Source organism: Neorhizobium huautlense (assembly GCF_030811685.1).
Taxonomy (GTDB): Bacteria; Pseudomonadota; Alphaproteobacteria; order Rhizobiales; family Rhizobiaceae; genus Neorhizobium; species Neorhizobium huautlense_A.
Map to the genome: position 1 here is coordinate 52514 of NZ_JAUSRF010000004.1, position 12785 is coordinate 65298.

Sequence of the window (12785 nt, forward strand, 5' to 3'; positions counted from 1 at the left end):
GCCTGAATTTATGCTGAGTCGATGCCAAAAGCGGAATGAAATGCGAGAATGCCGGATGGCACCTGCCCCCGCAAGGGCAAGGCCATCAAATATTCCGGAGGCAAGCCCGGACTTGTCAGACCTGTGTGATCAAGGAAACCAAAACGGCGATAATAAGCCGGCTCACCAAGCAGGACGCAGCCGGCAGCATCGAGAGTTTTGATCGCTTCGAGGCCATCGCGAATCAGCTGCGCGCCAACACCCTGCCCCTGATGCTCCGGCAGGACCGAAACAGGTCCGAGCGCATACCAGTCAGCCTCGCCGCTTGAAAACGTCACAGGTGAAAAGGCGATATGGCCGGCGACCACGCCATCATTATCCGCAACCAACGAGACCGACAGCGCTTTGGCGTTTCGCAAACTATCGATGATGGCAGGCTCGCTGCCATCACTATACGGCATGTCGGCAAAAGCCGCCGCGGTGACGGCAGCAATGGCCGCGACGTCACCCGGTTGCTCGGCGCGAAAAATCACTCGACGGTGACCGATTTCGCCAGGTTGCGCGGCTGGTCCACATCCGTGCCCATGAAGACGGCGGTGTGATAGGCCAGCAGCTGGATCGGCAGGGCGTAGATCATCGGCGAAATCACTTCATCGACTTCCGGCAGGACGATGGTAGCCATGGTCGGCAGCTTGGTGGCGGCAGCACCCTTTTCGTCGGTGATGAAGATGATCTTGCCGCCGCGCGCCGCCACTTCCTGCATGTTCGACACGGTCTTGTCGAAGAAGCGGTCGTAAGGGGCAATCACGATGACCGGCATATGCTCGTCGATCAACGCGATCGGGCCATGCTTCAGCTCGCCGGCGGCATAACCTTCGGCATGGATATAGGAAATTTCCTTCAGCTTCAGCGCGCCTTCCAGCGCCAGCGGATAGCTGGTGCCGCGGCCGAGATACAGCACGTCCTTGAAGCGCGACAGTTCACGCGACAGCGCCTCGATCTGCGGCTGCACGGCATTCAGCACGCGGCTCATGATGCGCGGCATCTCGATCAGGTGACCGATCATTTCCTTCTCAGCCGCAGCATCGATCGTGCCACGCGCACGCGCCGCACCGATGGCAAGCGAGGCCAGAACCGCCAGCTGGCAGGTGAATGCCTTGGTGGAGGCAACGCCGATTTCCGGGCCGGCAAGGATCGGGAAGACCGCATCGGATTCGCGCGCGATGGTCGATTCCTGCACGTTGACGATGGCGCCAATCTTCAGACCCTGATCCTTGGCGTAACGCAGCGAAGCCAGCGTATCGGCCGTCTCGCCGGACTGCGAGATGAACAGAGCGGCTTGCGTCGGCGAGAGCGGCAGTTCGCGGTAGCGGAATTCGGATGCCACATCGATCTCGACCGGCAGGCGGGCATAACGCTCGAACCAGTATTTGCCGACGAGACCCGCGAGATAGGCCGTGCCGCAGGCGGAAATGGCAAGACCGGACAGTTTGGAAAAATCGATCGCGCCGGCCTGCGGTTTCAGTGTGTTGGCGGCAAAATCGACATAATGGCCGAGCGCATGCGAAATGATTTCCGGCTGCTCGTAGATTTCCTTTTCCATGAAGTGTCGGTGGTTGCCCTTGTCGACCACGTAAGCGGCCGCCTGAGAAATCTGGCTCTGACGTTTTACGGGCTTGCCCGCGTAATCGGTCACCTCGAGCTTGTCATGGGTGATGACGGCAAAATCGCCATCGACCAGGTAAGTAATCTCGTTGGTGAACGGCGACAGCGCGATCGCGTCGGAACCCAAAAACATCTCGCCGCGACCATGACCGATGGCGAGCGGCGGTCCAAAACGGGCCGAGAGAATGGTATCCGGTGCATCCTTGAACATCACGACCAGCGCATACGCGCCATGCACGCGGTTCAGCATTTTCAGCATGGCGTCGCGGTGGTTGAGACCTTCGCGCGTGTATTTGGCGAGAAGATGGGCGACGACCTCGGTATCCGTCTGGCTTTCGAACACGGCGCCTTCGGCAACCAGTTCGTCTTTCAGTTCGGAAAAATTTTCGATGATGCCGTTATGAACGACGGCAACGCCGTCCACGAAATGCGGATGCGCATTCGGCACGTTCGGCACACCGTGGGTGGCCCAGCGTGTGTGTGCGATGCCGATATTGCCCGGCAGTGGTTCGCCGTCGAGCGCCTTTTCGAGGTTGAACAGTTTTCCCTCGGCGCGGCGTCGATCCATCACGCCGTCATAGATGGTGGCGACACCGGCCGAATCGTAGCCGCGGTATTCGAGCCTGCGCAGCGCATCGACCAGACGCTCTGCCACCGGGCCTTTTCCGACGATCCCGACAATTCCACACATGTACGCTTTTCCTGATTTGGTTAGATCCGAGCGAATACCTAACTGATCCAGTGACTTACGCAATTGGGCAGATGGTCACTTTCAATGTCGGACCGTAACGCTCCACTGTTAACATTTAGAAACACGTAAAGAGCGAGTTTAAACACCCTGAAAACACAGGGAGCCCGGCATGCCGGGCTCCCTTTTAACGTCGCATCGTGACGGTTCTGTTTATTTGCCGCTGCGCGCCTTCTTGAGTGCCAGTGCCCGCTCGCGGATCAGCTTTGCCCGATCAGGTTTCACTTCCTGACGGGCGCGACCAAACGCCAGCGCTTCGGCAGGTACATCGTCGGTGATGACGCTGCCGGAGGCGACATAAGCGCCGTCGCCGATGGTCACTGGTGCCACCAGCGACGAGTTCGAACCGATAAACGCGTCTGCGCCAATCCGGGTTTCGTGCTTGTTCACGCCATCATAATTGCAGGTGATCGTGCCGGCCCCGATATTGGTATGGGCACCGATAAATGCGTCGCCGATATAGGTCAGGTGATTGACCTTGGCGCCCTCGCCGATCTCCGCCTTTTTCACCTCGCAGAAATTGCCCACCTTGGAACCGGCTCCGAGATTGGCACCCGGACGCAGGCGCGCGTAAGGCCCAACAGTCGCACCGGCAGAAACATGAGCGCCTTCCAGATGCGAGAATGCATGGATGACGGCACCACCCTCGACGGTGACGCCGGGTCCGAAGACGACATTCGGCTCGATCAGCGCATCCTGACCGATCTGCGTATCAAAGGACAGGAAGACTGTTTCCGGCGCAATCATCGTCACACCCGACACCATGATCTCGTGGCGGCGGCGCTCCTGCCAGAGCTTTTCGATATAGGCGAGTTCGGCGCGATTGTTGCAGCCCGTCAGCTCACTTTCCGGCGCATCGACGGCCACCACCTTGCCACCGGTCGCACGGGCGATCTCGACAAGGTCGGTGAGGTAATATTCGCCCTTGGCGTTTTTGTTTTCGATCTTGCCGAGCAATTCTAGCGCCTTGGCACCATTGATCGCCATCAGGCCGCTATTGCACCACGTGACCTTGCGCTCTTGCTCGGTCGCATCCTTTTCCTCCCGGATGGCGATCAATTCGCCATTTTCCACCAGAAGGCGGCCGTAACCGGTCGGTTTGTCGGTATGGAAACCGATGACGACGATATCGGCGCCTTCTGCCAGCTTTTCGCGAGCGGCAGCAAACGGTGCCGGCGTGATCAGCGGTACATCGCCATAAGCCACGACGACATCATCATAACCCTTTGCGATCGCTTCGCGCGCCGCCAGCACTGCATGACCTGTGCCAAGCCGTTCAGTCTGCAAAAAGCTTGATGTGTTGATGCCGCCGATCTGAGCCGCCTTTTCCACCTTTTCCGCATCACGGCCAAGCACCAGCGCGGCATCGCCCATGCCGGCGCCGACGACGGCCTGCATCACATGCGCGATCATCGGCCTGCCGGCGACCGGATGCAGCACTTTCGACATCGACGATTTCATGCGGGTGCTGTCGCCTGCGGCGAGGATCACGGCCAGACATGTGCGGCTCATCTTCAAACTCCTTGGAATCGATCGCCAGACATTTAGCGGCAGGATGATTGAAACGCTATGAACGGCTTGTAACCTGCTGATACAAAAAGGGCACCCGTTTCCGGATGCCCTATGCAAACGTCACGACGTCATCGGCACAAACCGACAACCCGCCTCACTTCGGCAGTTGGTCGTCCACGCCTTCGACATAGAAGTTCATGCCGAGCAGCGTCTTGTCATCAGCCTTTTCACCGGCCTTCAGCCATTCCGAACCGTCTTGGCGGTTGATCGGGCCGGTGAACGGATGCAGTTCGCCCGACTTGATCTTCGCTTCGGTCTCTTCGGCCATCGCCTTCACGTCGTCCGGCATGTTGGTGTAGGGCGCCATGGTGAGAATGCCGTCCTTGAGGCCGTCCCAGATCTGTTCCGACTTCCACGTGCCCTCGAGCGCCGCCTTGGTGCGCTTGATGTAGTAAGGGCCCCAGGTGTCGACGATGGCCGTCAGCTGCGTCTTCGGGCCGGCCGCGATCATGTCCGAGGCCTGACCGAAGGCCATGATGCCACGCTCGGCAGCAACCTGGATCGGTGCTGTCGTGTCGGTGTGCTGGGTCAGGATGTCGACGCCCTGATCGACCAGCGCCTTGGCGGCATCGGCTTCCTTGCCCGGATCAGCCCAGGTATTGGCCCAGACGACCTTGATCTTGAAATCCGGGTTGACCGACTTTGCGCCGAGTTCGAAGGCGTTGATGCCCATCACCACTTCCGGGATCGGGAAGGATGCGATGTAACCGGCAAGGCCCTTCTTCGACATTCTTGCGGCGATCTGGCCCTGAATGTAACGGCCTTCATAGAAGCGCGCATTGTAGGTCGCGACGTTTTCAGACGCCTTGAAGCCGGTTGCGTGTTCGAACTTCACCTTCGGAAACTTGGCGGCAACCTTCATCGTCGCGTCCATGAAGCCGAACGAGGTCGTATAGATCATCGCGCAGTTGGAACGGGCCATGCGCTCGATGGCGCGCTCGGCGTCCGGGCCTTCCGGCACGTTTTCGAGGAAAGCGGTCTCGATCTTGTCACCAAGCGCCTTTTCCAGCGCCATGCGACCGATGTCGTGCGCCTGCGTCCAGCCGCCATCGGTCTTCGGACCGACATAGATGAAACATACTTTGGTCTTTTCCTGCGCCTGTGCGGCGCCGGACATGCCACCGAGAACGGCAGCGGACGCAGCGAGTGCGATGATCAGCTTCTTCATTTTCAACCCCTGTTGGCTTGAAGTGTTTGTTGTTTGTTTTTGCGCGCTGTCATCGGTCCGGAACAAAAGGTTTTCCGAGCGAGGCCGGCGTGTTGATGAGTGTCGTGCGGCGATTATGCGAAATGATCACGAGAACGACAATAGTGGCGGCATAAGGAAGTGCCGAAAGGAATTGCGACGGAATGCCCACGCCGAAAGCCTGGGCATGCAGCTGGCCGATTGTTACGGCGCCGAAAAGATAGCCGCCCGCAAGGATGCGCCACGGACGCCACGAGGCGAAAACTACCAGCGCCAAGGCGATCCAGCCGCGGCCAGCCGACATGTTCTCCACCCATTGCGGCGTATAGACCAGCGACAGCTGCGCTCCGGCCAAGCCCGCACAGGCACCGCCGAACAGCACGGCCAGATAGCGCGTGCGCACCACATTGATGCCGAGCGCGTGGGCGGAGCCGTGATTGTCGCCGACGGCGCGCATCTTGAGGCCCGTACGGCTTCTGAACAGGAACCAGTTGACGCCGATGATCAGCGCGATCGAGAGGTAGAAGATCAGATCCTGCGCGAACAGAACACGCCCGATGAACGGTATATCCGAAAGCACCGGAACCACGATCGGCTGGAGCTTTGTGCCGGCAAGGCCGACAAAGCTTTCACCCAGCTGACCCGAGACACCAAGGCCCAAAATAGTCAGTGCCAGACCGGTCGCCACCTGATTGGTGACGAGTGTGAGGGTCAGGAAACCGAACAGCAGTGAAAACAGCGCGCCACCACCAATGCCGGCGAGAATGCCGAGATAGGGGGATCCGGTCATGTGGGCAGTGGCAAAGGCGCAGACGGCGCCCATGATCATCATGCCCTCGACGCCAAGGTTCAGCACACCGGATCGCTCCGCAACCAGTTCGCCCATGGCGGCGATCACCAGCGGCGTTGCGGCAGTCATGACGGTCAGCAGGATCGCTTCGAACATTTTTAAGCTCCCGCCTCAGTCTTGCTGCCGGAAAACACCAGCCGGATGCGGTAGAGGATCAGCGTGTCGCATGACAGCACAAAGAACAGCAACAGCCCCTGAAACACGCGCGAAATCTTGTCGGAAATACCGATGGAGAGCTGCGCTGCCTCGCCGCCGAGATAGGTCAGCGCCAGAACCAGACCGGAGGCGATAATGCCAATCGGGTTGAGACGACCAAGGAAGGCGACGATGATGGCGGTAAAACCGTAACCTGGCGAAATCGACGGCTGCAGGTGGCCGATAGACCCCGATACTTCGGAAATGCCGGCAAGCCCGGCCAGCGCGCCCGAAAGCATCAGCGCAAACCACACCATCTTTTTCGAGGAAAAGCCGGCAAACCGCCCTGCCCGTTCGGCTTGACCCAGAACCGAAACCTCAAAACCCTTGAGCATGAAGCGCATCATGAACCAAAGCGCGATGGCGGCCACGATGGCAAACACCGCGGCCCAATGGGCACGACCGGAGTCCAGCAGTTCCGGCAGGATCGCTTCCGGCGCAAAGCTGATGGTCTTTGGAAAATTATAGCCCTGCGGATCGCGCCACGGACCGCGCACCAGCCAGTCGAGAAACAGCTGGGCGATATAAACCAGCATCAAGCTGGTGAGGATTTCGTTGGTGTTGAACCGTGTCTTCAACAGTGCCGGAATGCCCGCATAAAGCGCCCCGCCCAGCATGCCCATGATCAGCATGGCCGGCAGAAGCGCCGCCGAATGCCATTCCGGCATCAGAACCGGCAGGATCGATCCGGTGATCGCGCCCATGGTGAACTGGCCCTCGGCGCCGATATTCCAGTTATTGGAGCGAAAACAGATGGCAAGCCCGACAGCGATCAGGATCAGCGGCGCCGCCTTGATCACCAGTTCATGCAGCGACCAGACATCGAACAGTGGTTCTATAAAGAAGGTGTAGAGCGTGGCGACCGGGTCCTTGCCCATCAGCCAGAACATCAGCCCGCCGAAAAACAGCGTCAGCACCAGCGCCAGCAGCGGCGAGATGGCGGCAAAGGCAGTGGAGGCACGCGCGCGCCGTTCCAGTTCAATGCGCATCGGCAGCCTCCCCGGCATGAGAAGCATGTTGGGTCGAATCGTGAATGCCACCCATCAGAAGGCCGATGCGTTCCAGCGAGAGCGTGCCGGCCGGATAGGCATCCGACAACCTGCCTTCGGAAATGACCGCGATGGAGGTCGCCACTTCAAATATTTCATCGAGATCCTGGCTGATCACCACCACGGCCGAGCCGGATTTGGCGAGATCGATCAGCGCCTGACGAATCCGGCTGGCAGCACCGGCATCGACACCCCAGGTCGGCTGGTTGACGACCAGCACCGACGGCTGCCGATCCAGTTCGCGACCGACGATGAACTTTTGCAGGTTGCCGCCCGAAAGCGAACCGGCCGTCGGATCCTCCCCGCTCTTTCGCACATCCATCACCTGACAGATGCGCGCGGTCGCAGCCTTCACCGCGCCATGGCGGATCACCTTGCCAAGCCCGCCGGCCAAAAACGCCTTGCGATCGGAATGCGCGCGCGCCAACAGCAGATTGTCGGACAAAGACATCTGCGACACCGCTGCATGCCCATGCCGTTCCTCCGGCACGAAACCTGCGCCCAGCAATCGGCGGCCATTGATGCGCGTGCGCCCAACCGATGTGCCACGGATCTTGATCGCATCGTGATCGGCCACCGGATATTCACCCGACAGCACGTCGAAAAGCTCGCCCTGACCGTTGCCGGCCACGCCTGCGATTGCCAGCACTTCGCCGGCCCGCACGCTCATCGACACATTCTTCAGCGACACCGCAAACGGTGTGCGCGGCGCAAACGACATCGATTTGACGTCAAGCAGCACCTCACCCGGCGTGCCGAGATCTTCGCGATGCACCGCCGCCACGTCGCTGCCCACCATCATGCGGGCCAAAGAAGCCGGCGTTTCCTGGCGCGGATCGCAGACGCCGGTCACCTTGCCGTGGCGCAGGACGGTGGCGCGGTCGCAGATGCGCTGCACTTCATCCAGCCGATGGCTGATATAAAGAACCGAACGGCCCTCGGCCTTGAGCTTGAACAGGGTCTCGAACAGACGATCGGCTTCCTGCGGCGTCAGCACCGAGGTCGGCTCGTCCAGAATGATAAGCTTGGGATTCTGCAGAAGTGCGCGCACGATCTCTATACGCTGGCGCTCGCCAACCGAAAGATCGGCCACATGCATTTTGGGATCGAGCGGCAGGCCGTAGGCCTTCGACAGCGAAGCGGCCTCTTCGGATATCTTCGAAAGCGAAATTTTCGGATCGAGTGACAGCGCGATATTTTCCCCGACAGTCAGGGCTTCGAACAGCGAAAAATGCTGGAAAACCATGCCGATGCCGAGATCTCTTGCCTGGCCGGGTGAAGAGATGGAAACCGGTTTTCCCTGCCATAGGATTTGCCCCGAACTCGGCTGCAACACGCCGAAAAGCATCTTGACGAGCGTGGATTTGCCGGCGCCGTTTTCGCCCAGCAGCGCGTGGATTTCACCGGGAGCGATGTCGAGATCGATCCCGTCACATGCGGCGAACGTGCCGAAAAGCTTGGTCAGCCCTCGAACCGAAAGAAGCGAAGGCTCTCCCTGATCCTGCGATGAAACCACTCAAATCCCCTCGTCCATCACGGGCGGCTTTCTGAAGAAGCCTTATGCCCGGATGATGACATCTGCAAAGACGTCTCCGTATCAACGCCTAAAAAACATTCAAGCTCTTTTTTAAGCCATGCACAACTGCAAACAGGATAGGGTCACAGATCTTATTTGGGTGCACCGAGTTTGGGGAACATTTGCAGCACGCCGCCGATCACATAGAGGTAAAGTCCGGTGATCACCACGCCCCAGACCAGCCATGCGGGGCTGTCGAAATGCAGCAGCAGCGCATAACCGCTCAAGCCGCACCAGACGAAAAAGACGGCGAGATTGAGCGGCCTAAGCCGCTTGACGCGCACCGGATGCAGGAAATTGATCGGCAGGAATGTCAGGAACACCGACACCGCGACGATGATCATTGCTGTCACAGCACTCGGCTGGATGACGAACAGCGTGAAGATCAGCATGTTCCAGACGACCGGAAAACCGGAGAAGAAATATTCGTCGGTCTTCATGCCCATGTCGGCATAATAGATGGCACTCGACACGACAATCATTCCGGCCGCCACAAAGGACCACGGCTCGCCGATCATGCCGCTCTTGTAGAGCGCGAATGCCGGCAGCAGCACATAGGTGACATAATCGATAATGTTGTCGAGCATGTCGCCCGACCAGTTCGGAAGCACTTCGCGCACCCGCACTTTCCGAGCGATCGGCCCATCGATGCCATCGATGAAAAGGGCAAGACCCAGCCACCACCACATGTCGACGAAGCGCGACTCCGAGGCTGCAACGACACCGAGAAACGCAAAAAACGAACCGGAGGCGGTCAGCATATGAACGGAAAAAGCGCGGATTTCCGCATAGGGAACCTTGCGATAGTTGAAGACGCGCCGGATCAAAACGTATTCCCCATGTCTAATTCAAGCATGGCGGTATGCGGCCAATCGCCCGCCAATGCAACCTTCCGCCTGTCGCAACGGTTAAAACCGGTAAAATCGCTTATGGATAAGTACGCCCGAAAGGCATAAATGACCTTAAGCAATCAAGGAGTTCTGCCATGCATGATGTCGAGATAGCCGTCGTCGGACACGGACTGGCCGGAAGTGTGGCAGCACTGGCGCTCGCCCGCAGCGGCCGCAAGGTGGCGCTGATCGGCCCGGTGAAAGCCGGCAATGACGAGCGCACCACGGCACTGATGGACCAGTCGATCCGTTTCATGGACCGGCTTGGCCTCTGGCAGTTGATCGACCCCTCCTCCGCCGGCCTTCAGGTCATGCAGATCATCGATGGCACCGACCGGCTGCTGCGGGCGCCGCCGGCACAGTTCCGCGCCGCCGAACTCGGCCTTGCCGCTTTCGGTTATAACATCCCCAACAAGGCTTTGTCCGAGGTTCTGGAAAAAGCAGTCGCCGCCGAAACCAATATCCAGCGCTTCGACAGCACGGTCGAAAAGGCCGAACCGTCCGCAGAACACGTGACGCTGACGCTCGGCAGTGGCGAAACACTGGTAGCAGCGCTGGCCGTCGGCGCCGATGGCCGCAATTCCATCCTGCGCAATGGCGCTGGCATCGACGTCAAAAAATGGGCCTATCCGCAGTCGGCCGTCGTCCTGAATTTTTCGCACGACCTGCCGCACGGCAATGTCTCGACCGAATTCCACACCGAAACCGGCCCGTTCACTCAGGTGCCGCTTCCCGGCCGCCGTTCCAGCCTCGTCTGGGTGGTGACGCCGGATACAGCCGAACGCCTGCTCTCCCTGCCGCTCGATCAGTTGTCGCTGGAAGTCGAGCGCCGCATGCAGTCCATTCTCGGCAAGGTGACGGTGGAAGCCGGTGCGCAGAGCTGGCCGCTTTCCAGCCTGATGGCAAAACGGTTCGGCAAGGGCCGCATCGCGCTGGTCGGCGAAGCCGCCCACGCTTTCCCGCCGATCGGCGCCCAGGGCCTCAATCTTTCGCTGCGGGATGTGATGGCGCTGGTCGATCTTGTCGGCAATGCCGATGGCCGCGACATCGCCGCCGATACCGGCGACCGTTTCGAACGCCGCCGCCGCCCGGATATCATGACCCGCACCTTTGGCGTGGATCTGCTCAACCGCTCGCTTCTCTCGGACTTTTTGCCGATGCAGCTGGCGCGTGCCGGTGGCCTGCATCTCCTGACCGGCATCAGCCCGCTCAGAAACCTGCTGATGCGCGAAGGCGTGGAGCCGGGCCGCGGCGTTCGCGACCTGTTGAACACGTTCAAGCCCTCGTGGATGCGCAAAAGCGCCTGAGGGCCAAAAACCTCAGAGCAACCTCAGCCGATCTGGCTGAGGATCGGAAAGGTCTGCTGGAACCAGATCGCCATGTCGGAAATGAAACCGAACAGGAAGGCGATGCCCGTTACCACCAGCAGGCCGCCCATCACCTTTTCCACACGGCCCAGATGACGCCGGAAACGGCTGAGGAACCGCATGAAGGCGCCTGAAAAGCCGGCCGCGATCCAGAACGGAACGGCAAGGCCGAGCGAATAGACGGACAGCAGCGCAACGCCCTCGCCCACCGTGTCACGCGAGGCGGCGACACCGAGAATGGTGCCGAGGATCGGCCCAATACACGGCGTCCAGCCGAATGCGAAGGCAAGGCCCATCACATAGGCGCCCGACAGCGTTGCCGGCTTGCCGCCGCCCTGAAAACGCGCCTCGCGCGCCAGCATGCCGATCCGGAACAGGCCCAAGAAATTCAGGCCCATGATGATGATGATCACGCCGCCGATCTTGGACAGGATATCCAGATGTTGGCGCAACATCACGCCGATCGACGATGCACCGGCACCCAGCGCCACGAAAACGGTGGCAAAACCCAGCGTGAAAAAGAAGGCCGACAAGAGAATAGCCCGCTTGGTCTCCGCGCTGACGACCACCGGCCCATCCGCCTTGCCGCCACGGAACTGCTCCACGGAAACGCCAGCCATATAACAGAGATAGGGCGGCACCAGCGGCAGCACGCAGGGAGAGAGGAAAGACAGGGCGCCGGCAAACAAGGCGCTCAGCAGGGAAATTTCGGCAATCGACACGCAAACGGCTCCAGAACGGAAGACAGCGTTCTCCTAGCCCCGACGGCATCCGCTTGCCAATCACCTTTTGCGGCGCAGTTATCGCGAATGGAGATGCCGAGGGTGTTTGGTGGAGCCGAGCGGGATCGAACCGCCGACCTCCGCAGTGCGATTGCGGCGCTCTCCCAGCTGAGCTACGGCCCCGGACGGACGAAGGCTTAGGCGACTGGAGATGAAGCGTGAATGCGGCAGGATGGCGCGTGTTGACGAATGTCAGCTGGAACTCGATGAGAATGGACGCCGCTTGGGCTGCACTTCGCAGACTAACTTGTAATCATATCCTTCGAAAGCCCAGACTTGCCCCAACAATCGATGATGCCACGGAATAACAATACGCTTTTCCAGCTCAAAGGTCCCCAAACCGGACAGAGCGTCGTTGTAGGCCTTTGCGTCAAGTGCACGTAAAGTAGGAGGTTCATCACCCGCTATTCGAGTCATCTTCGCTTGCCAAACAGCTAGTCGTTCATCATCGGCATTTGGATATTCCTCGATTTCGGCAAGCAGGTAATAGTAGTCCCGCTGCAATGACTGATGATCACGCGCTTTCCCCGAAAAATCAAACACCAGCTGCAACGCCCCTATTAACGCTGCAGTCATGCCGGCATATTTGGCCCAGTTCGACCACTCCAACACCGCGGCGATATCGGCAGCTGCACTTGCACCGAATGCGATGACAAGAAAACTCATCCATCTATTCCAGCGGTCAAATGTTAACCGACGAGATGTGTGATAGAGCGCGTTTCTTAAGACGTTGAGCCTGACTAGGTTCCGCTGCTCACTATTTCCAGCCATCACGCCGGTCATTTTTTTTGCGTCGGCGGCGGCTTTGGCGAAGAAGGCTGGCGTGGACCCACAGGCCCGCTATTTGGTTTTGGCCCTTGTGTCATCGGTTGCCGTGGACCAAGTCCCCTATCAACACGTTCACTCATTTCATCTTTCTCCGCTGT

General features: G+C 59.5%; 11 protein-coding genes and 1 tRNA gene. 1 reads left to right on the plus strand and 11 read right to left on the minus strand.

The features are described from left to right. Positions 1 to 8: 8 nt before the first annotated feature. The 8 genes from J2T09_RS06840 to pcsA all read right to left on the minus strand — a co-directional run bounded on the left by J2T09_RS06840 (position 9) and on the right by pcsA (position 9647). The gene (locus J2T09_RS06840; protein ID WP_306832581.1) at positions 9 to 512 is read right to left on the minus strand and encodes a GNAT family N-acetyltransferase; all 504 of its coding nucleotides are present in this window, start codon (positions 510 to 512) and stop codon (positions 9 to 11) included. Then, a complete protein-coding gene (gene glmS, locus J2T09_RS06845; RefSeq protein WP_306832583.1) occupies positions 509 to 2335 on the minus strand; it encodes a glutamine--fructose-6-phosphate transaminase (isomerizing) in 1827 nt (608 codons plus the stop codon). Before glmS ends, J2T09_RS06840 begins: the two co-directional genes overlap by 4 nt. Positions 2336 to 2545: 210 nt before the next feature. Further along, positions 2546 to 3904, minus strand: coding sequence for a bifunctional UDP-N-acetylglucosamine diphosphorylase/glucosamine-1-phosphate N-acetyltransferase GlmU (glmU, locus tag J2T09_RS06850; RefSeq protein WP_306832585.1), 1359 nt, complete (start codon positions 3902 to 3904; stop codon positions 2546 to 2548). A 154-nt stretch (positions 3905 to 4058) separates the two neighbouring features. After that, positions 4059 to 5132, minus strand: coding sequence for a BMP family ABC transporter substrate-binding protein (locus J2T09_RS06855; protein WP_306832587.1), 1074 nt, complete (start codon positions 5130 to 5132; stop codon positions 4059 to 4061). Positions 5133 to 5181: 49 nt separating this feature from the next. After that, entirely contained in the window at positions 5182 to 6096 is a 915-nt protein-coding gene (locus tag J2T09_RS06860) for an ABC transporter permease (protein ID WP_306832589.1), read from the minus strand. 2 nt (positions 6097 to 6098) lie between these two features. After that, a complete protein-coding gene (locus tag J2T09_RS06865) occupies positions 6099 to 7184 on the minus strand; it encodes an ABC transporter permease (protein WP_306832591.1) in 1086 nt (361 codons plus the stop codon). Then, a complete protein-coding gene (locus J2T09_RS06870; protein ID WP_306832594.1) occupies positions 7174 to 8760 on the minus strand; it encodes an ABC transporter ATP-binding protein in 1587 nt (528 codons plus the stop codon). The genes J2T09_RS06865 and J2T09_RS06870 overlap by 11 nt, the downstream gene beginning before the upstream one ends. 152 nt (positions 8761 to 8912) lie before the next feature. After that, positions 8913 to 9647 (minus strand): phosphatidylcholine synthase, encoded by a 735-nt coding sequence (pcsA, locus tag J2T09_RS06875; protein ID WP_373458392.1) that lies wholly within the window; start codon positions 9645 to 9647, stop codon positions 8913 to 8915. A 158-nt stretch (positions 9648 to 9805) separates the two neighbouring features. On the opposite strand from pcsA, the gene J2T09_RS06880 reads away from it, so the two are divergent. Further along, positions 9806 to 11017: a UbiH/UbiF family hydroxylase gene (locus J2T09_RS06880; protein WP_306832595.1), complete on the plus strand. Its 1212-nt coding sequence runs from the start codon at positions 9806 to 9808 to the stop codon at positions 11015 to 11017. 23 nt (positions 11018 to 11040) lie between these two features. On the opposite strand, the gene J2T09_RS06885 is transcribed toward J2T09_RS06880, so the two are convergent. From J2T09_RS06885 to J2T09_RS06895, 3 genes are all read right to left on the minus strand, one after another. Beyond that, the gene (locus J2T09_RS06885; RefSeq protein ID WP_306832597.1) at positions 11041 to 11799 is read right to left on the minus strand and encodes a cytochrome c biogenesis CcdA family protein; all 759 of its coding nucleotides are present in this window, start codon (positions 11797 to 11799) and stop codon (positions 11041 to 11043) included. Between the two features lie 107 nt (positions 11800 to 11906). Further along, positions 11907 to 11982 (minus strand) — tRNA-Ala (locus tag J2T09_RS06890). Positions 11983 to 12051: 69 nt separating this feature from the next. Further along, a complete protein-coding gene (locus tag J2T09_RS06895; RefSeq protein ID WP_306832598.1) occupies positions 12052 to 12525 on the minus strand; it encodes a hypothetical protein in 474 nt (157 codons plus the stop codon). Positions 12526 to 12785: the final 260 nt, after the last annotated feature.

What these genes read in the sequence shown, in the direction of transcription:
- glmS (WP_306832583.1), bottom strand. Translation starts at nt 2,335, where the DNA reads ATGTGTGGAATTGTCGGGATCGTCGGAAAAGGCCCGGTGGCAGAGCGT.
- J2T09_RS06855 (WP_306832587.1), bottom strand. Translation starts at nt 5,132, where the DNA reads ATGAAGAAGCTGATCATCGCACTCGCTGCGTCCGCTGCCGTTCTCGGT.
- J2T09_RS06880 (WP_306832595.1), top strand. Translation starts at nt 9,806, where the DNA reads ATGCATGATGTCGAGATAGCCGTCGTCGGACACGGACTGGCCGGAAGT.
- J2T09_RS06860 (WP_306832589.1), bottom strand. Translation starts at nt 6,096, where the DNA reads ATGTTCGAAGCGATCCTGCTGACCGTCATGACTGCCGCAACGCCGCTG.
- J2T09_RS06865 (WP_306832591.1), bottom strand. Translation starts at nt 7,184, where the DNA reads ATGCGCATTGAACTGGAACGGCGCGCGCGTGCCTCCACTGCCTTTGCC.
- J2T09_RS06895 (WP_306832598.1), bottom strand. Translation starts at nt 12,525, where the DNA reads ATGAGTTTTCTTGTCATCGCATTCGGTGCAAGTGCAGCTGCCGATATC.
- glmU (WP_306832585.1), bottom strand. Translation starts at nt 3,904, where the DNA reads ATGAGCCGCACATGTCTGGCCGTGATCCTCGCCGCAGGCGACAGCACC.